21 protein-coding genes are annotated in these 24,302 nt (G+C 61.3%); 14 read left to right on the top strand and 7 right to left on the bottom strand.

Going from position 1 to position 24,302, the window contains the following annotated elements; translation table 11 throughout:
- The first annotated feature begins 138 nt into the window (after window positions 1–138).
- On the top strand, window positions 139–1,323 hold the full coding sequence (gene nhaA, locus V8689_RS06955; RefSeq protein WP_032893143.1) for a Na+/H+ antiporter NhaA: 1,185 nt from the start codon (window positions 139–141) through the stop codon (window positions 1,321–1,323).
- Window positions 1,324–1,492: 169 nt separating this feature from the next.
- Here the strand turns inward: nhaA and V8689_RS06950 are convergent, their stop codons facing one another.
- The 6 genes from V8689_RS06950 to dinG form a co-directional block, all read right to left on the bottom strand.
- Window positions 1,493–1,957: a glycine zipper 2TM domain-containing protein gene (locus V8689_RS06950; RefSeq protein ID WP_003189251.1), complete on the bottom strand. Its 465-nt coding sequence runs from the start codon at window positions 1,955–1,957 to the stop codon at window positions 1,493–1,495.
- A 265-nt stretch (window positions 1,958–2,222) separates the two neighbouring features.
- Window positions 2,223–2,870, bottom strand: a complete 648-nt coding sequence (gene pdxH, locus V8689_RS06945; RefSeq protein WP_056790325.1) for a pyridoxamine 5'-phosphate oxidase — start codon at window positions 2,868–2,870, stop codon at window positions 2,223–2,225.
- Window positions 2,871–2,897: 27 nt separating this feature from the next.
- Window positions 2,898–4,052, bottom strand: coding sequence for an OmpA family protein (locus tag V8689_RS06940; protein ID WP_081089368.1), 1,155 nt, complete (start codon window positions 4,050–4,052; stop codon window positions 2,898–2,900).
- Window positions 4,053–4,194: 142 nt separating this feature from the next.
- Entirely contained in the window at window positions 4,195–5,340 is a 1,146-nt protein-coding gene (locus tag V8689_RS06935) for an EstA family serine hydrolase (protein WP_003189247.1), read from the bottom strand.
- Window positions 5,341–5,422: 82 nt separating this feature from the next.
- A complete protein-coding gene (locus tag V8689_RS06930; protein ID WP_056790320.1) occupies window positions 5,423–7,720 on the bottom strand; it encodes a beta-galactosidase in 2,298 nt (765 codons plus the stop codon).
- Between the two features lie 88 nt (window positions 7,721–7,808).
- Complete coding sequence (gene dinG / locus V8689_RS06925; RefSeq protein ID WP_032893148.1) at window positions 7,809–9,953, bottom strand: ATP-dependent DNA helicase DinG; 2,145 nt, start codon at window positions 9,951–9,953, stop codon at window positions 7,809–7,811.
- A 99-nt stretch (window positions 9,954–10,052) separates the two neighbouring features.
- Between dinG and V8689_RS06920 the strand changes: the two genes are divergently transcribed.
- Window positions 10,053–10,517: a CopD family protein gene (locus V8689_RS06920; RefSeq protein ID WP_003189242.1), complete on the top strand. Its 465-nt coding sequence runs from the start codon at window positions 10,053–10,055 to the stop codon at window positions 10,515–10,517.
- A gap of 589 nt (window positions 10,518–11,106) precedes the next feature.
- Here V8689_RS06920 and V8689_RS06915 read toward each other — a convergent pair.
- Window positions 11,107–11,865, bottom strand: a complete 759-nt coding sequence (locus V8689_RS06915) for a hypothetical protein (RefSeq protein WP_044272632.1) — start codon at window positions 11,863–11,865, stop codon at window positions 11,107–11,109.
- Window positions 11,866–12,044: 179 nt separating this feature from the next.
- Here V8689_RS06915 and V8689_RS06910 point away from each other — a divergent pair, with 179 nt between their 5' ends.
- The 12 genes from V8689_RS06910 to V8689_RS06855 all read left to right on the top strand — a co-directional run bounded on the left by V8689_RS06910 (window position 12,045) and on the right by V8689_RS06855 (window position 24,206).
- Window positions 12,045–12,542 (top strand): DUF6231 family protein, encoded by a 498-nt coding sequence (locus V8689_RS06910; RefSeq protein WP_056790317.1) that lies wholly within the window; start codon window positions 12,045–12,047, stop codon window positions 12,540–12,542.
- 4 nt (window positions 12,543–12,546) lie between these two features.
- Window positions 12,547–13,017 carry a YchJ family protein gene (locus V8689_RS06905; protein WP_003189238.1) on the top strand — a complete coding sequence of 157 codons (471 nt, stop codon included), beginning with the start codon at window positions 12,547–12,549 and terminating at the stop codon, window positions 13,015–13,017.
- Between the two features lie 21 nt (window positions 13,018–13,038).
- A complete protein-coding gene (locus tag V8689_RS06900) occupies window positions 13,039–13,521 on the top strand; it encodes an LEA type 2 family protein (RefSeq protein WP_032893153.1) in 483 nt (160 codons plus the stop codon).
- Window positions 13,518–13,718 carry an SEC-C metal-binding domain-containing protein gene (locus tag V8689_RS06895; RefSeq protein WP_003189235.1) on the top strand — a complete coding sequence of 67 codons (201 nt, stop codon included), beginning with the start codon at window positions 13,518–13,520 and terminating at the stop codon, window positions 13,716–13,718. Before V8689_RS06900 ends, V8689_RS06895 begins: the two co-directional genes overlap by 4 nt.
- Before the next feature lie 246 nt (window positions 13,719–13,964).
- Window positions 13,965–16,406 (top strand): penicillin acylase family protein, encoded by a 2,442-nt coding sequence (locus tag V8689_RS06890; RefSeq protein ID WP_056790314.1) that lies wholly within the window; start codon window positions 13,965–13,967, stop codon window positions 16,404–16,406.
- Between the two features lie 758 nt (window positions 16,407–17,164).
- Window positions 17,165–18,169 carry a ligase-associated DNA damage response exonuclease gene (locus tag V8689_RS06885; RefSeq protein WP_056790312.1) on the top strand — a complete coding sequence of 335 codons (1,005 nt, stop codon included), beginning with the start codon at window positions 17,165–17,167 and terminating at the stop codon, window positions 18,167–18,169.
- Complete coding sequence (locus tag V8689_RS06880) at window positions 18,166–19,800, top strand: ATP-dependent DNA ligase (RefSeq protein WP_056790309.1); 1,635 nt, start codon at window positions 18,166–18,168, stop codon at window positions 19,798–19,800. The genes V8689_RS06885 and V8689_RS06880 overlap by 4 nt, the downstream gene beginning before the upstream one ends.
- 227 nt (window positions 19,801–20,027) lie before the next feature.
- On the top strand, window positions 20,028–20,807 hold the full coding sequence (locus tag V8689_RS06875; protein WP_014717255.1) for a transporter substrate-binding domain-containing protein: 780 nt from the start codon (window positions 20,028–20,030) through the stop codon (window positions 20,805–20,807).
- Between the two features lie 57 nt (window positions 20,808–20,864).
- Window positions 20,865–21,593 (top strand): ABC transporter permease, encoded by a 729-nt coding sequence (locus tag V8689_RS06870; RefSeq protein WP_003189227.1) that lies wholly within the window; start codon window positions 20,865–20,867, stop codon window positions 21,591–21,593.
- On the top strand, window positions 21,590–22,300 hold the full coding sequence (locus V8689_RS06865; RefSeq protein ID WP_056790306.1) for an ABC transporter permease: 711 nt from the start codon (window positions 21,590–21,592) through the stop codon (window positions 22,298–22,300). Before V8689_RS06870 ends, V8689_RS06865 begins: the two co-directional genes overlap by 4 nt.
- A 9-nt stretch (window positions 22,301–22,309) precedes the next feature.
- Window positions 22,310–23,428, top strand: a complete 1,119-nt coding sequence (locus V8689_RS06860) for a succinylglutamate desuccinylase/aspartoacylase family protein (protein WP_056790303.1) — start codon at window positions 22,310–22,312, stop codon at window positions 23,426–23,428.
- 13 nt (window positions 23,429–23,441) lie between these two features.
- Window positions 23,442–24,206, top strand: coding sequence for an ABC transporter ATP-binding protein (locus tag V8689_RS06855; RefSeq protein WP_034126849.1), 765 nt, complete (start codon window positions 23,442–23,444; stop codon window positions 24,204–24,206).
- Window positions 24,207–24,302: the final 96 nt, after the last annotated feature.

Here is a 24,302-nt window from a genome sequence, read left to right as displayed (position 1 = left end):
GGACACACAATTGCTAGTCTTTGGCTCACCGATGTCCCGGGCCATCTCTTATAACAAATAAGAATATAACTTTTGTTTTAACAACTAACGGTACGGGTTAGGGTACCCACCTATTGAACCTGGATTGGAGAGCATCCCTTGCCTCTGCGTAGCACTTTCACCCGTTTCTTCCAGCTGGAAGCCGCCAGTGGCCTGTTGTTGATCGCCGCTGCTGCCTTGGCGCTGATTATCAACAACTCACCGTTGTCGCACCTGTACAACGCCTTTCTCGACACGCCAGTGGTTGCACAGGTTGGCGCGCTGAAAATCGCCAAGCCGGCGCTGCTATGGATCAACGATGGCCTGATGGCCCTGTTCTTCCTGCTGATCGGCCTGGAGGTCAAGCGCGAGCTTTTGGATGGCCACCTGTCCAAGCCTTCCCAAGTGGTGCTGCCTGGCGCAGCGGCCATCGGCGGCATGGTGGTGCCGGCGCTGATCTACTGGGCGCTGAACAAGGACAACCCCGCCGCCCTGGCTGGCTGGGCGATCCCTATGGCCACCGACATTGCCTTTGCGCTGGGCGTTCTGGCCCTGCTGGGCAAGCGCGTACCGGTGTCGCTGAAGCTGTTCCTGATGACTCTGGCGATTATTGATGACCTTGGGGCCATCATCGTCATCGCCCTGTTCTATTCCGCTGACTTGTCCACCGCATCCCTGGCGGGCGCGGGGGCGTGCTTGATTGCGCTGATTGCGATGAACCGCCTGGGCGTGATCAAGCTGGGGCCGTATATGATCATCGGCCTGATCCTGTGGGTGTGCGTGCTCAAGAGCGGTGTGCATGCGACGCTGGCTGGCGTGACCCTGGCGTTCTGCATTCCACTGCGCACCAAGAATGCCGAAACCTCGCCGCTGCTGAGCCTGGAACACGCCCTGCACCCGTGGGTGGCCTACGCCATCCTGCCGCTGTTCGCGTTTGCCAACGCCGGGGTCTCTCTGACGGGCGTCAGCCTGGAAAGCTTCACCCACTCCGTGCCCATGGGCATCGCCGCCGGCCTGTTGATCGGCAAGACCGTCGGTGTGTTCGGCCTCACCTGGCTGGCGATCAAGACCGGCATCGCCTCACTGCCCAGCGGCGCCAACTGGGGCCAGGTACTGGGCGTGGCGATCCTGTGCGGGATCGGCTTCACCATGAGCCTGTTTGTCGGCTCCCTGGCGTTTGTGCCAGGCGCCAGCGAGTTTGCCGGTGAGGATCGCATGGGCATTTTGACCGGGTCGATCCTGGCGGCCTTTATCGGGTATGCGGTGACCGCGATGGCGAGTCGCAAGAAAGCCGTCGTTGCATGATTGAAGTTAGTCAGTTGTAGGAGCGAGCTTGCTAAAAACTTACAGGCGCCGCATTCATTCATTGAATTCGCGTAATCGTTAACGTTTTTCGCGAGCAAGCTCGCTCCTACAAACAAAACCCCCAACCGGTTACCCGGTTGGGGGTTTTTCTTCGCCTGTAGCTTAAGGCTTAGCGAGTCACGCGGCTGGTACCGTCGACGGTCATGATGCGTACGCGGTCGCCAATGCGGAAGATTTCATTTTCCTGCACGGCTTGGACGTAGGCGCGCATGCTGCCGTCGTCTTCGCGCACGGTGATTTCCACGCCCTGGGTACGGGTCAGGCCTTCTTCGGTGGCCGAGCCCAGCAGGCCGCCCGCAACGGCGCCGATCACCGCGGTAACGATACTGCCACGGCCGCCACCGATGGCGCTGCCGCCAACGCCGCCAATGACTGCACCCGCAGCGCCGCCGATTGGGGTCTTGGTGCCTTCGATTTTCACTGGACGCAGGGACTCGATGGTGCCCATGCGAACGGTCTGTACACGACGCGCCTCATCACGGGAGTACGAGTCGCCGGTCAGACTCGAGGCGCAGCCACCCAACAGCAACGACAGGGTGGTAAAGCAGGCAACTAGTAAAACGGACTTACGCATAGCATCAACTCCAAAGGACAGGTATTCATTAAACGCTGTGGCTTGGCGCGTGTCACGGCGCGCCAGGCAGAAACTTGCTTTCATTCAGCCTGAGTACAGACTGCCAGCACCAGAGAACTCGACGAACGGTAACCAAGCCAGGGTACAGAACGATGCCATAACCGGCTCGATCAGTGTAGCCGCGCAGCCGAAAGCGCCCGAAGTGTCTTGAACAGAGACTTCGACGCAACGGTGTTGATTCAGGTGGGATGACGAAAGGTGACGCTCAGGGCGCCAGACGCTCGCGAGACCATTGGCCGTCTTGCAAACGATAGTTGAGGCGATCATGCAGGCGGCTGGCACGGCCTTGCCAGAACTCAATACGTTCGGGCAGTAAACGGTACCCTCCCCAATGCTCGGGGCAATCGGGCTGGGTATCGCTGAAACGCTCTTCAGTGGCCTTGAGCAGCGCCTGCAGCTCTTCGCGATCACGAATGACTTTGCTCTGCGGCGAGGCCCAGGCGCCCAGGCGGCTGCCCAACGGGCGCACCTGGTAATAAGCATCCGACTCTTCAGGCGTGACCTTGACCACGCGCCCTTCAATGCGTACCTGGCGCTCCAGAGATGGCCAGAAGAAGGTCATGGCCGCAAACGGCCGCGCCGCGAGTTGTTCACCCTTGGCGCTCTGATAGTTGGTGAAGAAGGTAAAGCCCTGCGCATCCAGGCCCTTGAGCAGCAGGATGCGGCAGTGCGGGCGACCGTCCTGGTCGACTGTCGCCAGCGTCATGGCATTGGCCTCCACTGGCGGCTGTTCGGTTTTAACCGCATCGCCAAACCATTGGTGGAACAACGCAAACGGCTCGTCCGGGGCCTGGGCCTCGCTCAAACCGTCCCGTGTGTAGTCACGGCGCATATCGGCCAGTGCCTGGGTCATGCGGCTTTATCCTTGTGGTTCAACAGCTCAGTTTTTCGCCTGGTCGTTCGAAGCAGGTGCCGCCTTGGCTTTGGCAGTCGCTGGCTTCTTGGCAGCCGGCTTGGCCGCAGCCTTTTTAGCCGCTGGCTTGGCCGCCGCTTTCTTGGCCGTGGCCTTTTTGGCCGGCGCTTTAGCTGCCGGTGCTGGCGCAGGCACATTCTGCACTGCGACCATTTCAGCTACGGGCGGGGTCTTGCCCGAGTTGTACTTGCTCAGCAGTGCCAACATCGTTGTACGCTGAGTGAACATGATTTCCATGCGACGGTTCAGCGCACGCCCCTGATTGCTGTCGTTGGCGGCACGCGGCATAAGGTCGCCCATGCCACGCAGCATCAAGCGATCCTGTTTCAGACCACTCAGGCTGAAAATCGAGGCAATGGACTGCGCACGTTCCTTGCTCAACGCCTGGCTGGCGGGGGCGCTGCCAGTGGCATCAACGTGGCCCAGCACCAGTACGGCAGTCTTGGGGTCAGCTTCAACGGCCTTGGCCACCCGCGTGAACGGGCCCAGGGTCACCGGCAGCAACATGGCTGGGCGCTTGGGGTTGTAGGAGCCGTCTACCGGGGCAATCACCACCAGGGTGTTGTCACGGCGCTCCAGTTGCAGGTTGCTGTCCTTGATGGCGGCACGCAGGCGTGGTTCGTATTCGTCCAGCCAGGCTTGGGTGATCTTCGGGTCAGGCATTTGTACATTGGTCACATCGACCTTGGCCAATGGCTTTGGCTTGCTTTCGAACGGCCACCACCAGCGCGGCTCGCTGTCGGTCTTGGCGACGACAGGCGCTACGTCCGAGGCCGGGGTTGCGGCCTTGAGGTCGGCTTTCAGGTCAGCCTTGGCGTCAGCGGCTTTTTCTTCGGCGCTCTTGGTGGAAAACGGCCACCAGCTATAACCGGTGTCAGCCTTGGCGGCCGGGGCAGGCGCGGCAGCAGCGGCGACAGGTTCAACAGGCTTGGCACCGGCGGCCGGCTTGGCGTCGGGCTTGGCATCCGGCTTGGCGTCGGTCTGGGCCACTGGATCCTTGGTTGCAGCTTTGTCAGATCCAAATGACCACCAATGCCCACCTTCGGCATCATTTTGTGGAGTTTGTGCACAACCCGTAATAGTGAGGCACAGCGCCAGTGCCAAAGACTTGTTCGATAACATGAGATATCCACAAAATGAGAAAAAACAGGGGGTCGCGGGACCCGTTAAACAGACGCTAAAAGAACATTAAAGTTACAACATGTCGTTCAGCATCTTTTTTATACTTGCCTTTGTAACAAAAAATTGTGAAACAGCAAGGGGTTTATAGACAACCGGCCAATATTCCGACCAACTTCTGGGCACGCGGGTCCATAAGTACGTAAGGCCCCAGGGTATTAGTCACAAAACCGAAGGCTACATCATGTTCAGGGTCGGCAAAGCCGACTGAGCCCCCTGCCCCGGGATGCCCGAATGCACGTGGCCCAAGGCCGAATGTGGCATTGGGCAACTGCGGTTGATCCAACATGCAGCCCAGCCCGAAGCGGGTTTGGGTCAATAAGGTTTTATCCAGCCCGATACTGTGCTCGCGGGTCAATTGTTCGAGCATGTCGCTTTCCAGCAAACTACCGTCCAACAAACCACTATAAAACCCGGCCAGGCTGCGCGCATTACCGTGGCCATTCGCCGCAGGCTGCTGCATGCGTCGCCATTCGGGCTTATTAGTGCTGGTCAGAATAGACGGTGGGTTGGCAAATGCACGGGTAGTCATCGCCGCAGGCTCGCGCATCATTACTTGAAGTAACCGTTGCGCGGCTTCATCACCCATAGTGCCTTTGCTGCGCGCGATATGGGCGACGCGATAAAACTCTTCATCCGCCAAGCCCACATGGAAGTCCAGCCCCAATGGGCGTGCCACCCGCGCCACGATCGATTCCCCCGGCCCGCGCCCATCGGCGCGGCGCAACAGTTCGCCAACCAGCCAGCCGTAGGTGATCGCCTCATAGCCATGGCCCTGGCCCGGAGTCCACCACGGGGCTTCGGCCGCCAGAGTATCGACCATCAATTGCCAGTCATACAGGGCTTCGGTGGGCAGCATTTCGCGGATGGCGGGCAGCCCGGCCTGGTGGCAGAGCAACTGGCGCAGCGTGATCGTTTCCTTGCCAGCAGCGGCAAACTCCGGCCAGTAATCGGCCACCGGCGCATCGAGCTTGAGCTTGCCTTCAGCCACCAGTTGCAGGGCCGTCACTGCCGTGAAGGTCTTGGTGCAGGAGAACAGGTTGACGATGGTATCGCTGTGCCAGGCCTCGGCACCGTCCTTGTCGGCAGTACCGGCCCACAGGTCGACGACGGTTTGCCCGCCGATCTGGATGCACAGCCCGGCACCACGCTCCTGAGGATCATCGAACAGGGCGGCGAAGGCTTCGCGCACCGCTTCGAACTGCAGCTCGTAATGACCCTGAATCTGCACCTAAGTCCCCTCGCAAAACACCATGAAAAGTGGTCGCCATTCTTTCAGCCATTGTGGGTTTTGTGAACCCGTCAACGATGAATCAATGCCCATTCCCAGCATGCCCGCCAGGGTGCCCAGCGCCCTGCCCCGCGCCTTTGCCGTCACGCCCAGGTTTGGCGGCGTCACTTTCACGCGTCGCTTGGGTGGCCTTGGCTTTTTGCGCCTCACGGCCCAGTTGGTCGAGCGCGGCCAGGTTGCTCTTGCGCACCGTCTCGACAAAGCCCTGGAACGGTACATCGGTGATGCCGACCAGGCCGAAATGGCCGTTTTCACCATCCAGCAGACGCCCGGTGACCGGCTGGTCCAGGTACTGGAACCAGTGCACCCCGACAATCGACGGCTCGGCCACCGCCTGCTTGAGGAAGGTCGTATACGCGGCGCCACGGTCTTCTTCGCGGGCCAGTTGCGTCACGCCGCCCCAGAACGGGCCACGGTCGGCAGAGCCAAAGTTGAATTCGGTGATCAGTACCGGTTTGTCCAGCGCACGCAGCGCGGCGAAGTCATAACCATCCTGAGGTTTCAAGGTATACATATTGAAGCTCAGCACATCGCAATACTGCGCGCACGATGCGACCGCTTCCGGCGTGCTCACCGCAAAGCGACCGCCCAGCAACAGCTGGTTGGGCGCGTGCCACTTCAGCGAGTCGGAGATGGTCTTGAAGTAAGCATCGGCGAAGGTCTTCTGGAAATATTTGAAGTCGGCTTCGATCTCCGGGTGTTCAGGGCTGGGCATCGGCGGCTCAAAGCCTGGGTCTTCCATCAGTTCCCAACCGGCCAGGTGAATGCCCCAGGCTTTGGAAAGGCCCTCTTCATTGCGGTATTTGTCGCGCAGTTGCTTGAGGAAGGCGCGCTTGGCCGGCACGTCGGTGGTCATGCGCAGGGTGCCGTAGGCCAGGGCGTAACGGGATTTGGCATCGTCGCCGGGGCCGGCCCAGGCCAATTCGTTGTCGGCAAAGAAGCCGATCAACCACGGGTCGTCGCGGTGGTCACGGGCTGCGATAGCCACGGCGCGTTCGGTGGCCATGGCAAAGCGCGGGTCGAACGGGTCAGGCATGCCGCCCCACCAGTCGGTGCCGGTGCTGATGCTGGCATAGTCACCAACAATCGACAACGGCAAGGTGTACGGCACGCGGTCGGCAGTGGCCAGGTCCGGATCGCTCCAGTTGCCGACGGTGTTAAAGCCCCAGGCTTGCAGGCGATCGAGGGTATGGGTCACCCAGCGTGGCTGGTCCAATGCGTCACCGCCGTAAGTACGTTGCAGGTTGGCGCCATAGAAATCGTACCAACGCCCCGAGCCAAAACCGCGACCTTCACCCGCGCCGTTGCCGGTGCGGCTGTCGTCGCTGCCGTAGTACTTATCAAAGGGTTCGCCGGCCTTGGGCAGCGCCGCGAACATCCACTCGCGCCCCGCCACGTAGGTCTGGCTGTTGTCCGGTGCCACGGTGTTCACCCCCAGGGAGTAGAACGGATGCCCGTCCGGCGTCACTAGGTACCAGCGGCCGTCGCGCTTCTGAGTGCGAAAAAAACCGCTGGCGTCGAAGGCCGGGCCCTTTTTCCAACCGCCGTATTGATCCAGCGAAGACTTGTCCCGCTCGGCCAGCCAGGTCTTGAGTTGCTGTTGTTCCTTGGCGGCCGATGCCTTGAGCTGCTCGTCGCTGCTGACCTTTTCCGGCCAGCGTGCACGGGTGGACTGGCCATAGGCGTCCACCAGTTCAGTGTAGGCAGCCTTCAATACCGGCTCGCTGTCCTGCACGCCAAAGCGTTCCAGCAGGATACTTTGGGCGGCATTGGGCTTGAGCATCGACAGGGTCACCGAGACGACCTGGCTGCGGTCGATTTCCCCGGCGCTGGCGGCCAGCAACACCCGCTGGCCATCCACCGTCATTGGCATCGGCGGGCCGGCCTTCATGCCCTGGCTCAGGGGGGAGTTGGCTTGCAGCGGGACGAGCAACGTCTGGGCCGGGCCGGCCGGCAGGTCGATGCGGCTGACGAGCGTCTTGCCGTCAGCGCTCTGCACCTTGACGTAAAGGGTCAGCGCCCAGTTCATCGCGCTCTGGATACGCAGGCTCATGGCGCTCGATTGCGACCAGTCCCAGGTACCCGTCTGCGGGCTGAGCACCAGGCTCGGCTCGGCAGCCGGGTTGAAGGTGATACGGCGCAGCACCTCGCCTTCGGGCGTTTGTTCGGCGTTGTATTGCGGCAGGCTGGCGTCCTGGGTCGCCACCTTGACCACATCGGCAGGCCGGACGAAGTTGAACAGCGTTTGTTGCCCCTCGGGCGCAGCCATCAGCGGCGCAGCGAACAGCAGGGCAAAAAGAGCGGGCAGCGTGCGAATCATACGAACAAGGTTCTCCCAAACGGCCGATGACTGGCCTGACGATAGTGATGAGATAGACCACGCAGTGGGCGATTTCGCCCACAGTGGCTTAAGAAATTTCGCGCCTGAACGGCGGCAAGGCATTGAGGATCGCCTTGCCATAGCGCTGGGTGACCAGGCGCCGATCGAGCAAAGTGATGGTGCCGCGGTCTTCTTCGGTACGCAGCAGACGCCCGCAAGCCTGCACCAGCTTCAGTGAAGCATCTGGCACCGAAATTTCCATGAACGGGTTGCCGCCCCGGGCTTCGATCCATTCGGCCAGTGCGGCTTCGACCGGGTCATCCGGCACCGAGAACGGGATCTTGGCGATCACCACGTGTTCGCAGTAAGCGCCGGGCAAGTCCACGCCTTCGGCAAAGCTGGCCAGGCCGAACAACACGCTGGAATCCCCACCGTCGACCCGCGCCTTGTGCTTGTTCAGGGTTTCCTGCTTGGACAGGTTGCCCTGGATAAACACCTGCTTGCGCCAGTCGCGGTCGAGGCCGTCGAACACGTCCTGCATCTGCTTGCGCGACGAGAACAGCACCAGGGTGCCGCGGGAGCCTTCCACCAGAGACGGCAGATCGCGAATGATCGCCGCCGTGTGCGCGGCCGCGTCCCGTGGGTCGGCCTTGAGGTCTGGCACCCGCAGCACGCCGGCGTCGGCGTGATGAAACGGGCTGGGCACCACGGCGGTGACGGCTTTTTTCGGCAGGCCGGCACGCATGCGGAAGCGGTCAAAGGTGCCCAGGGCTGTCAGCGTGGCCGAGGTCACCAGGCAGCCGTAGGCGACGTTCCACAGGTTGCGGCGCAGCATTTCGGCGGCGAGGATCGGACTGGCGTTAACCTCGATATCGAACAGCGCACCGCTTTCCGACAGCGTCAGCCAGCGGGCCATGGGCGGGTTGTCTTCCGGGTCTTCGACGGTAAAGGCGGTCCACAGCTCCCAATTGCCTTGGGAACGAGACAACAGGCTGCCGAACAAGGGGTACCACTCTTCGGCCTGGTTGCTGGCGATGCCGATATTGACCTCGCCATCCATGCCTTCCTTGAGCAAATCTGTCAGGCGCGTGAACAGGTCGGTGAGGCGTGAAAAGCCTTTCTTCAGCTCGATGCCCATTTCGCGCATGTGCTCGGGGATCATCCCACCGACAAAACGATGGCGCGGGCGCTCACGGCCCTCGACGTCTTCACCGGGCTTGAAGTCCGCAACCTGCTCGCAGGCGCTGAACATGAACTGCTGCTGAGTCTTGATCTCGCGCGCCAGCTCCGGCACTTGCTCGATCAACTTGCCCAGGTCGCCGGGCAACGGATGCTGGGCGAGTAACTTGGTGAGGTTCTTGGCAGTGGTTTCCAGCCAGTCGGCCGTGGAGCGCAAGCGGGTGTAATGGGCGAAATGGCCAATGGCCTTGTCTGGCAGGTGGTGGCCTTCGTCGAACACATAGAGCGTGTCGCGTGGGTCGGGCAGTACCGCGCCGCCGCCCAGGGCTAGGTCAGCCAGCACCATGTCGTGGTTGGTGACGATGACGTCCACCTTGCCCATGCCTTCGCGCGCTTTGTAGAAGGCGCACTGGCCGAAGTTGGGGCAATGGCGGTTGGTGCATTGGCTGTGGTCGGTGGTCAGGCGCGCCCAGTCGGAGTCTTCCAGGGCGGTGGGCCAGCTGTCGCGGTCGCCGTCCCATTTGTTACCGGCCAGCTTCTCGATCATGCTGGTAAACAGCTTCTGACTGACCTCATCCACCTCGATCTTGAAGCCTTCTTCTTCGAACAAGGAGGCGGTGGCGGTTTGGGCGTGGCCTTCCTGCAGCAATACGTCGAGCTTGGACAGGCACATGTAACGGCCACGGCCCTTGGCCAAGGCGAAGGTAAAGTTCAAGCCACTGTTGCGCATCAGGTCGGGCAGGTCTTTGTAGACAATCTGCTCTTGCAGCGCGACGGTGGCGGTGGCGATCACCAGGCGCTTGCCAGCGGCCTTGGCCGTGGGGATCGCGGCCAGGCTGTAGGCCACGGTCTTGCCGGTACCGGTACCGGCTTCGACGGCCACTACCGCAGGCTCACCCTCGCGGCGGCCCTCGTCGTCGGTGTCGATATCCCCGAGGACTTTTGCCACTTCGGCGATCATCAGGCGTTGGCCGTAGCGCGGTTTCAAGCTTTTGGCTTCGAGAAAACGCGAATAGGCGCCCTGGATCGTGGTTTTGAGTTCAGTGCTGATCATGGATAGTCGGGCGCAAAAAACGCTGGATAAATTTTCAGTGGTTCGGATCGGCCGCTATCATACCCCGCTAATTAATCCCGCGCAGAACGGAGTACCACAATGACCGCGTTTAGCCTCGCTTATACCCTGCATGTACTGGCCGCATTGATCTGGGTCGGCGGCATGTTTTTCGCCTGGATGATCCTGCGCCCCGCCGCCATGGCGGCACTTGAGGGCCCTGCCCGGCTCAAGTTATGGGCAAATGTGTTTCAACGTTTTTTTGTATGGGTATGGGTGGCGGTGGTGCTTTTGCCGATCAGCGGCATGGGGTTGCTGCACCTGCGCTTCAGTGGTTTTGAAACCGCGCCGCGCTATGTGCAGGTGATGATGGGCTTGTACCTGGTGATGACGGCGCTGTTTATCCGCATCCAGGCGTTGAAATTCCCGGAGCTGAAGGCAGCGGTGGCGGCTGAAGATTGGCCGGCGGGCGCGGCTGCGCTGGGGCAAATTCGCAAGTTGGTGGGGATTAACTTGATTGTCGGGTTAGTGGTGGTGGCAGTGGCTTCGGCTCGGCCGATGTTCTGAGCTGTTCTTTCTGACGCTATCGTGGCGGTATCTACACAACTTTGTAGCGCTCAACGGTAACCACGATGCGAAGCGAGCCGCTCTTGATCTTGATCTGCTCCGTGCTTGTGATCTTGATCTGGCTTTTGATCTTAGGCGCCCCGTTAAACCACGCTGGCCGAACGCAGGCTTGAATTCGTGGGTAACCCGGCAGGACGCCGGGTTAGCCGCCCCGCGCCATGGATGGCGCGTGGCGGCGGCCCACGGATTCAAGCCTGCGTTCGGGCACACCGAGCCCAAGCGAGGTGCCGAGTGGTGGGGCAAGAGCCCTTTGGTTACTTTGGGGCTTTTCCAAAGTGACCCGCCGTCAGGGCGGAACCCTAAGTGGCCGTTACCTAAATAACGGATATGTACCCGGTCCAACTGTGTTGACTGTGAGGCCGTCATCGCAGGCAAGCCAGCTCCCACAGTTGGATCGCGGGGGTGTCAGTTAGATAGGTGTAGGCTGTCAGGCCGTCGCGGGAGCAAGCTCCCTCGCCACAGGTCCAGCATCGCGCCGAAAATGTGTAGATACCTACGGCTTGCCCGCGATGGCGTAAGGCCAGGCGAATCAGAGCCGCTGGATAGTCACAGACCCCGCAGGCCCAGCCGGCCCCGGTTGCCCTTCCAACCCTGGACGGCCCTTTTCGCCGCCGTCCGCGCGGTACACCAGGCAGCCCTTGGACTGCCCGCCCTTGCCGGGTTTACCTGCAACACCCGCCAGGCCTCCCGCCCCACCATCGACCCAGACCTTGATCTGTTCCGCCGGGAACGCCTGCGGCAACTCCAGGCGCACCTGCGCGCCCGCCGCCCCTGGCCGGCCATCGCCGCCGTTATCGCCATTAAAGCCGCGCCCGGCTGAACCCCAGGTGCAACCCGGGTCCACGCCGTTGGCACCGTCCAGACCCGCATACCCTTGGGCTCCAGCGCCACCACGGGCATCCACCGAAAGCGCTTCGGCAGTCAGCGAGTTAATGCGCAAAGTCAGGTCACGCCCAGCCTTGGCGGGCTTTTCGTGGGTGCCGGGAGCGCCTCGGGACGTGATCTGGCTACCGTGCTCCAACTGCGCCTCGCGCACCTGCATCTGCAAGGCGGTATTGCCAGGAACAATGGTGATGCGTGCGTCGCGCCCCAAGTGCAGCTCATCCACCGTGACCTGGCTGATGGTGGCCGGAATCAGCAAGGTGCCGTAATCCGCCACGTCCAGGCGCTCAAGTTGCAACACGCTGGTGCTGCTGGGCAAGCGCATCAACGAATTGGTTTCAACACTGACGCTCTGGGCCAGGGCAACGGGGCTGACCAACAGGGCCAACAGAAAAACCTTACGCATCATGGGGCTCCTGAGTGTTTTCAAATTTTTCTTTGAGCGCACAGTAACGACTTCTACAGGCGATTTGCCAGTGAAGGATCAAAAAACTTCAGTTCTCCCGAGGCGGCTATCGACCGCCACGCTCTAGGCCCACGCGCCCAGCCGCGCTAGTCTCTACGGTCTTGATGCGAGGATCTGCAATGACCGCTGGAATTTCTGCCCGTACGCCCCAACAAGCCTTGGCGGCCCTGCTGGACCTTCACAGGCCAAAACGCCTGTTATTAGTGGGCGCCAGCCAATTTCCGGCGCTGGATGCCTTCAAAGCTGCGCACCCGGATACCGAGGTGTTCTATGCCCCGCCAGGGCCATTGCCGGAAAACCTCGCGGTGCAGCGCTTTGACCTCGCGCTGGTGGTCGACTGCCTGGAGCACTTGTCCAAACCCCAAGGCCTGACCCTGCTCGGTGGCATTCGTAACCTCAACGCCAGCCGCATCGCCGTGCTGGCCGACCTGGGCGCCTGCGACTGGAAGGACACCGACTTTTTCTCCCTGGCCCTGCAAGCCGGCGAACGTTTCCAACGCGATGATCAGGTACTGACGCTGTTTACCTATGATCTGCTTGACTATAAACAGGTGCCGGACTGGCTCAACGCCCGCTTCTGGGCCAACCCGGAAAACTTCGGAAAGTATTGGTGGTAACCCGATGAGTACATCCATTTGCCCGTGCGGCAGTGGCAATCTGCTGGATGCCTGCTGCGGCCATTATCACGCTGGTCACCCGGCCCCCTGCGCCAGTGCGTTGATGCGCTCGCGCTACAGCGCCTATGTGCTGGGCCTGGTCGACTACCTGGTCGCCACTACATTGCCTGCGCAACAGGCCGGCCTGGACCGCGACGCCATTGCCGCCTGGAGTGCCCAGAGCACCTGGCTGGGCCTTGAGGTGGAAAGCTCCGAGGTGTTCGGCGGCCAGCCTGAGCACGCCTTTGTCACCTTTACCGCGCGCTGGCATGACGCTACCGGTGAACATAGTCACCGCGAGCAGTCTTCTTTCGTACAGAATGAGGGGCGCTGGTACTTCATCGACCCTACGGTAGAAGTGAAGGCCGGACGTAACGATGCCTGTTTGTGTGGCAGTGGGCAGAAATTCAAGAAGTGCTGTTCCAGCTACTTCTAATGACTCGACGGAGATAACGCCATGCTTCGGATGTATAGCTTGATGCTGGCGTTGACCCTGGGCCTGACCGGCTGCGCGTCCTGGTTCGAAGACGACACGCCGCCGCCCCACGTTTCCCTGGTCAAGGTCGAAGTGGTACGGGCCAAGCTGCTGGAGCAGAAATTCAAGCTGTACTTTCGCGTGGACAACCGCGACGACGCCGACCTGACCGTGCGCGGCCTGGTCTACAAGGTCAGCCTGGGCAACCTGGTGTTGACCGAAGGCGAGTCCAACGAGTGGCTGACCGTACCGCCACGCGGGCATAAATTCTTCAAGGTCTCGGTGCGCACCAACCTCTGGCCACAGGTGCGTGAGGTGGTGCAGATGCTGAAAAATCCCGACCGGCCCGTGCCTTATCGTTTAGAGGGCGAACTGAAAACCGGATTATTCATCGGTAATGACGTGCAGGTGGCACACAATGGCGAGATAATCCCCGGCGATTTTATTCCGGAGCAACATCGATGACACAGCAACCCCATGTCCATGGTCCTGACTGCAACCACGATCATGACCACCATGATCACGACCACGGCCATGTCCACGGCCCGAACTGCGGCCACGCTCACCAAGAGCCGGTGCGCAATGCGTTGAAGGACGTCGGTCGCAACGATCCCTGCCCGTGCGGCAGCGAGAAGAAATTCAAGAAGTGCCACGGTGCTTAAACCGCACGTGTAGGAGCGAGCTTGCTCGCGAAAAACGTCAACGATTACGCGTGTTTCCTGAATAAACACAGCGCCTATGGGTTTCTCGCGAGCAAGCTCGCTCCTACAAAGCCTTAAACCAGCCCCCACCTCAATGGGCGGCTGTTTCAAGTTCTCACGCAATTGCCAAAACTCCCGCTTGCGTCGTTTCGCCGCGCTCACTAACGTAGCGCCTTTACTGACGCTACCCCCCGCAGGAGCTTTGCCATGGCCTCGCCAGCCCTCTTACATTTTCTTCCCCGGTTCGGCGTTGCCGCGGCAGTGGTCAGTGCTTTGGGCCTGGCCGGTTGCCAGCTCCAGAACACCCAGGACACCCTACCGCCCGTTGCTGGCGTGCAGCCGATCAAGGGCCTGGCACAGAATGTGTCGGTGCGCCGCAATGCCCAAGGCATGCCGCTGATCGAAAGCAACACCTTCCACGACGCACTGTTCAGCCTCGGTTACGTGCACGCCAGCGACCGCATCACTCAGATGGTCACCCTGCGCCTGCTGGCCCAGGGCCGTCTGGCGGAAATGTCGGGGCCGCAAGTGCTGGACGTCGACCGCTTCATGCGGGCGGTCAACCTCAAGAAAAGCGCTGGCGAGTTGTACAACGCCTCATCGCCACGCCTAAAACGCTTCTTTGAAGTGTATGCCCGAGGCGTCAACGCCTACCTGTTCCGCTACCGCGACAAGCTCCCGGCGGACCTGGCCCAAAGCGGCTACAAGCCCGAGTACTGGAAACCGGAAGATTCGGCGCTGCTGTTCTGCCTGCTCAATTTCAGCCAGTCGAGCAACCTGCAGGAGGAGCTTTCGTCCCTGGTGCTGGCGCAAAAGGTCGGCGTCGACAAACTCGCCTGGCTCACCCCAAGTGCACCGGACGAACCCGTCCCGCTGGCCGAAGCCGACAAGCTCAAAGGCGTCAACCTGAGCCAGATAACCGGCCTCGCCGGGCTGGAAACGGTAGGCCAGCAATTGCGCAGCCTCAACGCCCTGGGCGTTACCACCTCAAGCAACTGGGCCATCGGCCCACAACGCAGCCGCAGCGGCAAGAGCCTGCTGGCCAACGACATCGCCGCACAGCCACAAGCACCGTCGCCGTGGAACTACGTGCAGATTCGTGCGCCCAAATACCAGGCCGTCGGTGCTTCGATTGCCGGCCTGCCGACCCTGCTCTCCGGTTTCAACGGCAAAGTGGCGTGGAGCATGAGCGCGGTCAAGGGCGACACCCAGGACCTGTTCCTGGAGAAGGTCAAACGCCAGGGCAGCGCGCTGTACTACGAGAACAACGGCAAATGGCTGCCGGCCAGCGTGCGCAACGAAACCTTCTTCATCAAGGGCCAGCGCTCGATTCGGGAAGTGGTGTACGAAACCCGCCACGGCGCCCTGCTCAACAGCAGCCAGGCGCTCACCAGCGGTCTTGGCCTGGCCTTGCAAACCGCCGACTTCAAGGACGACAAGAGCCTGGATGCGTTCTTCGACCTGTCCCGCGCACAAACCGCCGCCAAGGCCTCGGATGCCACCCGCGAGATTCGGGCCATTGCCCTGAACATGATCTTCGCCGACGCCAGCAACATCGGCTGGCAAGTCACCGGCCGCTTCCCCAACCGCCGCGAAGGCGAAGGCCTGTTGCCATCGCCTGGCTGGGACACGCGCTTTGACTGGGACGGCTACGCCGACGCGATGCTGCACCCGTACGACCAAGACCCGGCCCAGGGCTGGATCGGCACCGCCAACCAGCGCACCGCGCCGCGTGGCTACGGCATGCAACTGTCCAACGCCTGGGATGCACCGGAGCGCAGCGAACGCCTGGCGCAACTGGCCAACGCCGGCAAGCATGACAGCCGCAGCCTGATCGCCATGCAATACGACCAGACCACCCTCTTCGCCGCCAAGCTCAAGAACATGTTCCAGGCACCTGGCATGGCCCAGCCCCTCAAGCAGGCCATCGATGCATTGCCGGCAGCGGAACGCGCCAAGGCCCGCGAAGCACTCGACCGCCTGATGGCCTTCGATGGTCGACTGGCGACCACCTCGGCTGACGCGGCGATCTATGAACTGTTCCTGCAAGAAAGCGCCCGGCAAATCTTCCTCGACAAACTCGGCCCGGAAAACAGCGCCAGTTGGAAAGCCTTCGTCAGCAACGCCAGCCTGTCCTACTCAGCCATCGCCGACCACCTGCTGGGTCGTGAAGACAGCCCATTCTGGGATGACACGCGTACCGCGCAAAAAGAAGACAAACCCGCGATCCTGGCCCGCACCCTGGCCGCAGCCATCACTACTGGCGACAGCCAATTGGGCGCCGACCACAAGGCCTGGCAGTGGGGCAAGCTGCACAGCACCACGTGGAAAAATACCAGCGGCCAGGTCATCCGCGGCCCCTTCGCCAGCGGTGGCGATCACAACACCCTGAACCCGGCACCGTACACCTGGGGCCAGGACTTCAACACGACCCAAGTATCGGCGCTGCGCATGATCATCGACTTTGGCCAGGCGGAACCAATGATGGGCCAGGGCGGCATCGGCCAATCCGGCAACCCGGCCAGCCCGAACTATGCCAACGGCATCGACCCGTCGCTGAAGGCGCAATACCTGAGCTTTCCGATGCAGCCGCAGAATTTTGAGAAGGTGTACGGCAAGACAAGGTTGACCCTGACGCCCGGTAAGTAACCGGGCTTCCCTGACGAAACCGGATAACGCTGTGGAAGCTGCCTCAATGCCAGTCAGTTAAGGGCTTTTTGTAGGAGCGAGCTTGCTCGCGAAAAACTCACAGGCGCCGCGTTCATTCAGCAAGCACGCGCTATCGTTGACGTTTTTCGCGAGCAAGCTCGCTCCTACAGTAGGCGATGACCGCTTAACTGACTGGTGTGGCTTGCCTGCGATAACAGCCGACGGTAACCACGATGCGAAGCGAGCTGCTGTTGATCTTGATCTGCTTTTGATCTCAGGCGCCCCGTTAAACCACGCTGGCCGGAATTCGACAGTGATTTGGGGGGTAAACCGGCAGGGATGCCGGTTTAGCCGCCCCGCGCCATGGATGGCGCGTGGCGGCGGCCCCCCAAATCACTGGCGGATTACGGGCACACCGAGCCAAAGCGAGGTGCCGAGTGGTGGGGCAAGAGCCCTTTGGTTACTTTGGGCTGGGCCGGCATTCCGGCTCTTTTCCAAAGTGACCCGCCGTCAGGCGGAACCCTAAGTAGCCGTTACCGCAGCAATGGATATGTACACAATCCAACTGTGTCGGCTGGGAGGCCGTCATCGCAGGCAAGCCAGCTCCCACAGTTGGATCGCCGGGGCGTCAGGTAGATAGGTGTCGGCTGTCAGGCCGCCATCGAAGGCAAGCCCACCTTTGCACTGCCCGCATTCAAATAGAACTTCTAGACCCAGCCCCGCCTCATAACTAACAAGCCCACCGCCCCGGCAACCCCATGGACCTCGTCATCGCCCGCCCCGAAGGCCTCTACTGCCCTGCCGGTGATTTTTACATCGACCCCTGGCGCCCAGTGGAACGCGCAGTCATCACCCACGCCCACGGCGACCACGCCCGCACCGGCAATCAACACTACCTGGCCGCCGCCCCCGGCGAAGGCATCCTGCGCTGGCGCCTGGGCCAGGACATCAACCTGCAAACCCTGGCCTACGGCGAACGGTTGGTGCATCACGGCGTGACCCTGAGTTTTCATCCGGCCGGGCATGTACTGGGTTCGGCACAGGTACGCCTGGAATACCAGGGCGAAGTCTGGGTGGCGTCCGGCGACTACAAGGTCGAGCCCGATGGCACCTGCGCCCCCTTCGAACCGGTGCGTTGCCACACCTTTATCACCGAATCCACCTTCGGCCTGCCGATTTACCGCTGGCAGCCCCAGGCGCAGATTTTTGCCGGGATCAATGACTGGTGGCAGGCCAATATCGCCAGTGGCAAAGCCAGCGTGCTGTTCTGTTACTCCTTCGGAAAAGCCCAACGCATCCTCCATGGGCTGGACGCCAGCATCGGCCCGATCCTCAGCCACGGCGCGGTCGAGCCGTTGAACCGGGTGTACCGCGAAGCGGGTATCTACATCCCCGAGACCCTGTATGCCGGCGACTTCAAAAAGACCGACCCACTGCTGCGCCAAGCCCTGATCATCGCCCCGCCCTCTGCGGGAGGCAGTACCTGGATGCGTCGTTTTGGCGACTACAGCGACGCCTTCGCCAGCGGCTGGATGCGCCTGCGCGGTACACGGCGGCGGCGCGGTGTGGACCGTGGCTTCGTGCTCTCGGACCACGCCGACTGGCCTGGCCTGTTGTGGGCCATCGAACAAACCGGCGCACACCGGGTGATGGTCACCCATGGCTCGGTCGGAGTATTGGTACGTCACCTGCGGGAAAAGGGCTTGGATGCCCAAGGTTTCAGCACCGAATACGGCGATGACGAAGAAGAGGCCACGGCATGAAAGCCTTCGCCGAGCTGTACGCCAACCTCGACGCCACCACTTCAAGCAATGCCAAGCTCGCGGCCCTGCAAGCCTACTTCCTGCAGGCGCCACCGGCCGATGCGGCCTGGGCCGTGTACTTTCTTAGCGGCGGGCGGCCACGGCAATTGGTGCCGACGCGCCTGCTACGGGACATGGCCACCGAAGCGGCCGGTATCGAACCCTGGCTGTTCGAAGAGAGCTACCAGTCGGTGGGTGACCTGGCCGAGACCATCTCTCTGCTCCTGCCAGAATCCACCTACACCTCCGAAGACGGCCTGGCTGTATGGCTGGAAGAAAAACTCCTGCCCCTGCGCGGTTTGCCGCCCATGGACCTGGCAGACCGGCTGCCAGCGCTGTGGGCGCAACTGGACCAACCAAGCCTGATGGTGTGCATCAAATTGATCACCGGCAGCTTCCGCGTCGGGGTGTCTAAACTGCTGGTGACCCGCGCCCTCGCTGCCATGGCCGACCTCGACAGCAAGCGCGTGGCGCAGCGGCTGGTGGGCTACACCGACTTGTCGAACCGTCCGACAGCCGAAGGCTACCTCAAGCTGATCGCCGCCGAGTCATCCGACGAACACGCGCAACGTGGCGGACAGCCCTATCCGTTTTTTCTGGCTCACGGGCTGGCGCAACCGGTGGAGCAATTCGACACCCTGCTCGGCCCGCCTACCGACTGGCAGGTGGAATGGAAGTTTGATGGCATTCGCGCACAACTGGTCAAGCGCGAGGGGCGCCTATGGGTCTGGTCTCGCGGTGAAGAGTTGCTGACTGAGCGTTTCCCTGAACTTCACAGCCTGGTCGGTGGCCTGCCCGACGGTACGGTGATCGATGGCGAAATCGTGGTGTGGAAAGATTCGGTGCAACCCTTTGCGCTGCTGCAACAGCGCATTGGCCGCAAGACCTTGAGTAAAAAAGTGCTAGAGGATGCGCCAGTGGCGGTGCTCGCCTACGACCTGCTGGAGTATCAGGGCGACGACTGGCGCAACCACACCCAGGCCGAACGTCGCACCCAATTGGAACAGGTGATCGCGGCGTGCAACCAACCGGTGTTATTGCCCTCGCCGTTGCTGGAGGGTCAAACCTGGGCAGCCTTGGCCGAACAGCGCGAAGCCTCTCGCAGCCTGGGGGTGGAAGGCATGATGCTCAAGGATCGCAAGGGCCTCTACGGCGTGGGCCGCACCAAGGACATGGGCCTGTGGTGGAAGTGGAAGGTCGACCCCTTCAGCGTCGACGCCGTGTTGATCTACGCCCAGCGCGGCCATGGCCGGCGCGCCAGCCTCTACAGTGACTACACCTTCGCCGTATGGGACGGCCCACCGGGCAGCGAGCGCACACTGGTGCCGTTCGCCAAGGCGTATTCCGGGCTGACCGACGAGGAAATGCGCAAGGTCGACGCCATTGTGCGTAAAACCACCGTGGAGAAATTCGGCCCAGTCAGCAGCGTGACACCGAGCATGGTGTTTGAGCTGGGTTTCGAAGGGATTGCCCTGTCCAAACGGCACAAGAGCGGAATTGCGGTGCGGTTTCCGCGGATGCTGCGCTGGCGCCAGGACAAGGCGGTGGAGGAAGCGGACAATCTGGCCACGCTACAAGACCTGCTGACCTGATATAGCCAGCTCCCACCTTTTGATCAGCAACCGATCCAGAATGGTGCACTGGAAATTCCATGCCCACTTTCGGGCACCGCCTACACTTGAAACTGCCTTATCCCACCTTTTAAAAAGCCCATCCGGAACTATGGTGCAGAAATTGCTACTTGTGATGGGTCTGACACCGTTCAGTAACAGTCCTAATCGCGCCACAAGCGCTTATCTTGGTTTCCAGGGATTACCTAATGAAAAAAGCATTGCTGACCCTTTCTGCACTGGCTCTGTGCATGGCTGCTGGTGTTGCTACGGCCAAGGAATACAAGGAATTGCGTTTTGGTGTCGACCCTTCCTACGCACCGTTCGAATCCAAGGCCGCCGACGGCAGCCTGGTGGGCTTCGATATCGACTTGGGCAATGCGATCTGCGCGGAGCTGAAGGTCAAGTGCAAGTGGGTCGAAAGTGACTTCGACGGCATGATCCCGGGTCTGAAAGCCAATAAATTCGATGGCGTTATTTCGTCGATGACCGTGACCCCAGTGCGCGAGAAGGCCATCGACTTCTCCTCCGAGCTGTTCTCCGGCCCGACTTCGCTGGTGTTCAAGAAAGGCGCTGGCTATTCGACGCCAGAATCCCTCAAAGGCAAATCCGTCGGCTACGAGCAAGGCACCATCCAGGAAGCCTACGCCAAGGCCGTGCTGGATAAAGCCGGGGTGACCACCAAGGCTTACGCCAACCAGGACCAGGTGTACGCCGACCTCACCTCCGGGCGCCTCGACGCTTCCGTGCAGGACATGCTGCAAGCCGAACTGGGCTTTCTCAAGTCGCCAGCCGGTGCCGGCTATGAAGTGAGCGCCGCGATCGACGACCCGCTGCTGCCGTCGAAAACCGCCATCGGTATCAAAAAAGGTAACACTGAACTCAAGGCGCTTTTGGATAAAGGTATCAAAGCGTTACACGATGATGGCACCTACGCCACTATCCAGAAGAAACACTTTGGCGATCTGAACCTGTACAGCGGCAAATAATGCCTGGGGCGCCCTGCTTCAGGTGGGGCGCTTTTTTATCGCCATAGGTCCTGATTTATGTTCGAAGATCTGTTGCAAACCCTCGGGCTGAGCGCATTCAGCCTGAAGGGTTTCGGCCCGCTGTTGCTGCAAGGCACCTGGATGACCATCAAGTTGTCCGTGCTGTCCCTGGCCGTCAGCGTCTTGCTGGGCCTGCTCGGCGCCAGCGCCAAACTGTCCAGCCTGGCCATTGTGCGTATCCCCGCCCAGCTCTACACCACCCTGATTCGCGGGGTGCCGGACCTTGTGCTGATGCTGTTGATTTTCTACAGCCTGCAAACCTGGCTCAGCGGCTTTACCGACTTTATGGAATGGGAATACATCGAGATCGACCCGTTCAGCGCCGGGGTGATCACCCTGGGTTTTATCTACGGGGCGTATTTCACCGAAACCTTTCGCGGCGCGATCCTCGCCGTGCCCCGTGGCCAACTCGAAGCCGCCACTGCCTACGGGCTCAAGCGCGGGCAGCGGTTTCGCTACGTGACCTTCCCGCAGATGATGCGCTTTGCGCTGCCGGGCATCGGCAATAACTGGATGGTGATGCTCAAGGCCACCGCACTGGTGTCGATCATCGGCCTGGCAGACTTGGTAAAAGCCGCCCAGGACGCCGGCAAGAGCACCTATCAACTGTTTTATTTTCTGGTGCTGGCGGCGCTGATCTACCTGTTGATCACCAGCGCCTCCAACTTTGTCTTGCGCCGACTTGAACGTCGCTACTCCGCAGGCGCACGGGAGGCCGTGCGATGATCGAGCTATTGCAGGAATACTGGCGCCCCTTTCTTTACAGCGACGGCCAGCACATCACCGGCCTGGCCATGACCTTGTGGTTGCTCAGTGCCTCACTGGTGATCGGCTTTCTGGTGTCGATCCCACTGTCCATCGCCCGCGTTTCGCGCAGGCGCCTGGTGCGTTGGCCCGTGCAGTTCTACACCTACCTGTTTCGCGGTACGCCGCTCTATATCCAATTGCTGATCTGCTACACCGGCATCTACAGCCTTGCCGCGGTACGGGCGCAACCGGTGCTGGATGCGTTCTTTCGCGATGCGATGAACTGCACCCTGCTCGCCTTCGCCCTCAACACCTCCGCCTACACCACGGAGATTTTCGCCGGGGCGATCCGCAGCATGGCCCACGGCGAAGTCGAGGCGGCCAAGGCTTACGGCCTCAGCGGCTGGAAGCTGTACGCCTATGTGATCATGCCTTCAGCGTTGCGACGCTCGTTGCCCTACTACAGCAACGAAGTGATCCTGATGCTGCACTCGACCACGGTGGCCTTTACCGCAACGATCCCGGACATCCTCAAGGTGGCGCGGGATGCCAACTCCGCCACCTTCATGACCTTCCAGTCATTCGGCATTGCCGCACTGATCTATCTGACGGTGACCTTCGCCCTGGTCGGCCTGTTTCGCCTGGCGGAACGTCGCTGGCTGGCCTTCCTCGGGCCGAGCCACTAAGGAGTTTGCATGCGCCACCAGCTACATGACCTGATCACGCCGGTGCCTGGCACGGCGCGGCAGATCCACAGTTTTCACTTCGGCCCGCAGCAGCCCGAAGGCAAGGTGTACATCCAGTCCTCCCTGCATGCCGATGAATTGCCGGGCATGCTGGTGGCCTGGCACCTCAAGGCGCGCCTGGCAGAGCTTGAAGCGGTCGGGCGCTTGCGCAGCGAAATCGTGCTGGTGCCGGTCGCCAACCCGGTGGGCCTGGAACAGGTGTTGATGGACATCCCCTTGGGCCGCTACGAACTGGAAAGCGGGCAGAACTTCAATCGCCTGTTCGTCGACCTCAGCGAAGACGTCGGCAACCAAGTGGAAGAACTGCTGGGCGATGATCCGCAGCGTAATGCCCAATTGATCCGCAGTGCACTGTCCCGCGCCCTGGCCGGGCACACCGCCCAGACCCAGTTGCACTCCCAACGCCTGGTGCTGCAACGCCTGGCCTGTGATGCCGACGTGGTGCTGGACCTGCATTGCGACTTCGAAGCCGTGGCCCACCTGTACACCACACCCGAAGCCTGGCCGCAGGTAGAACCGTTGGCGCGCTACCTGGGTTCGGAGGCCAACCTGTTGGCCACCGATTCCGGCGGGCAGTCTTTTGATGAATGTTCCACCCTGGTGTGGTGGCAATTGCAGCAACGCTTCGGCGAACGCTACCCGATCCCCATGGGCAGTTTGTCGGTGACCGTCGAATTGCGCGGCCAGGGCGATGTCAACCACGGCCTCGCCGCGCTGGACTGCCAGGCCATCATTGATTATTTGATCCATTTCGGCGCCATTCACGGCGATGCAGCCCCCTTGCCTGCCCTGGCCTACCCGGCTACGCCGCTGGCGGCGGTGGAGCCGGTGAGCACGCCGGTGGGCGGCTTACTAGTATTCAGCGCCCTGCCAGGCGAATACCTGGAAGCCGGGCAATTAATCGCCGAAATCATCGACCCCATTACCGACCGCGTAACGCCTGTGCACTGCCAGCACGCCGGGCTGCTTTACGCCCGCTCGCTGCGTCGCATGGCCACGGCCGGCATGGTGATCTGCCATGTCGCCGGCACACAGGCCTACCGCAGCGGTTATCTACTTTCGCCTTGAGGATGCACGCCCCATGTACAAACTGACCGTTGAAGGCCTGCACAAAAGCTATGGCGACAATCAAGTGCTCAAAGGTGTGTCGCTCAAGGCCAAGACCGGTGATGTGATCAGCCTGATCGGCGCCAGTGGCTCAGGCAAGAGTACCTTCCTGCGCTGTATCAACTTTTTGGAAACCCCCAACGACGGCGCCATGACCCTGGACGGCCAGGCGATCCGCATGGTCAGCGACCGCCATGGCATGCGCGTGGCCGACGACGCCGAGCTGCAACGCCTGCGCACGCGGCTGGCGATGGTGTTCCAGCACTTCAACCTGTGGAGCCACATGAGCGTGCTGGAAAACATCACCATGGCCCCGCGCCGCGTGCTGGGTTGCAGCAAAAAGGACGCTGAGGACCGCGCCCGCCGCTATCTGGACAAAGTCGGGCTGCCGGCGCGCGTGGCTGATCAATACCCGGCGTTCCTGTCCGGTGGCCAGCAACAGCGCGTCGCCATCGCCCGCGCCCTGGCGATGGAGCCGGAGGTGATGCTGTTCGATGAACCCACATCAGCCCTGGACCCGGAGCTGGTGGGCGAAGTGTTGAAGGTGATCCAAGGCCTGGCCGAGGAAGGCCGCACCATGATCATGGTGACCCACGAGATGAGTTTTGCGCGCAAGGTCTCAAGCCAAGTGCTGTTCCTGCACCAGGGCCTGGTGGAGGAGCAAGGTCTGCCAGAGGATGTGCTGGGCAATCCAAAGAGTGAACGCCTGCAACAATTTTTGAGCGGCAACTTGAAGTAGGAGCGAGCTTGCTCGCGAAAATCGCCAACGATAACGCTGGCAACCTGAAGAAACGCGGTGCCTGGGCCTTTTTCGCGGGCAAGCCCGCTCCTACAG

This window comes from Pseudomonas sp. AK181, assembly GCF_051122975.1.
Taxonomy (GTDB): domain Bacteria; phylum Pseudomonadota; class Gammaproteobacteria; order Pseudomonadales; family Pseudomonadaceae; genus Aquipseudomonas; species Aquipseudomonas lactis.
The sequence above is the reverse complement of the archived record's forward strand: the minus strand, read 5'-3'. Positions and strand labels throughout refer to the sequence as shown.

Coding starts and splice junctions, on each gene's coding strand:
- V8689_RS06950 (WP_003189251.1), bottom strand. CDS start 1,957: ATGCGTAAGTCCGTTTTACTAGTTGCCTGCTTTACCACCCTGTCGTTG.
- pdxH (WP_056790325.1), bottom strand. CDS start 2,870: ATGACCCAGGCACTGGCCGATATGCGCCGTGACTACACACGGGACGGT.
- V8689_RS06940 (WP_081089368.1), bottom strand. CDS start 4,052: ATGTTATCGAACAAGTCTTTGGCACTGGCGCTGTGCCTCACTATTACG.
- V8689_RS06930 (WP_056790320.1), bottom strand. CDS start 7,720: ATGATTCGCACGCTGCCCGCTCTTTTTGCCCTGCTGTTCGCTGCGCCG.
- dinG (WP_032893148.1), bottom strand. CDS start 9,953: ATGATCAGCACTGAACTCAAAACCACGATCCAGGGCGCCTATTCGCGT.
- V8689_RS06920 (WP_003189242.1), top strand. CDS start 10,053: ATGACCGCGTTTAGCCTCGCTTATACCCTGCATGTACTGGCCGCATTG.
- V8689_RS06915 (WP_044272632.1), bottom strand. CDS start 11,865: ATGCGTAAGGTTTTTCTGTTGGCCCTGTTGGTCAGCCCCGTTGCCCTG.
- V8689_RS06910 (WP_056790317.1), top strand. CDS start 12,045: ATGACCGCTGGAATTTCTGCCCGTACGCCCCAACAAGCCTTGGCGGCC.
- V8689_RS06905 (WP_003189238.1), top strand. CDS start 12,547: ATGAGTACATCCATTTGCCCGTGCGGCAGTGGCAATCTGCTGGATGCC.
- V8689_RS06900 (WP_032893153.1), top strand. CDS start 13,039: ATGCTTCGGATGTATAGCTTGATGCTGGCGTTGACCCTGGGCCTGACC.
- V8689_RS06895 (WP_003189235.1), top strand. CDS start 13,518: ATGACACAGCAACCCCATGTCCATGGTCCTGACTGCAACCACGATCAT.
- V8689_RS06890 (WP_056790314.1), top strand. CDS start 13,965: ATGGCCTCGCCAGCCCTCTTACATTTTCTTCCCCGGTTCGGCGTTGCC.
- V8689_RS06885 (WP_056790312.1), top strand. CDS start 17,165: ATGGACCTCGTCATCGCCCGCCCCGAAGGCCTCTACTGCCCTGCCGGT.
- V8689_RS06880 (WP_056790309.1), top strand. CDS start 18,166: ATGAAAGCCTTCGCCGAGCTGTACGCCAACCTCGACGCCACCACTTCA.
- V8689_RS06875 (WP_014717255.1), top strand. CDS start 20,028: ATGAAAAAAGCATTGCTGACCCTTTCTGCACTGGCTCTGTGCATGGCT.
- V8689_RS06870 (WP_003189227.1), top strand. CDS start 20,865: ATGTTCGAAGATCTGTTGCAAACCCTCGGGCTGAGCGCATTCAGCCTG.
- V8689_RS06865 (WP_056790306.1), top strand. CDS start 21,590: ATGATCGAGCTATTGCAGGAATACTGGCGCCCCTTTCTTTACAGCGAC.
- V8689_RS06860 (WP_056790303.1), top strand. CDS start 22,310: ATGCGCCACCAGCTACATGACCTGATCACGCCGGTGCCTGGCACGGCG.
- V8689_RS06855 (WP_034126849.1), top strand. CDS start 23,442: ATGTACAAACTGACCGTTGAAGGCCTGCACAAAAGCTATGGCGACAAT.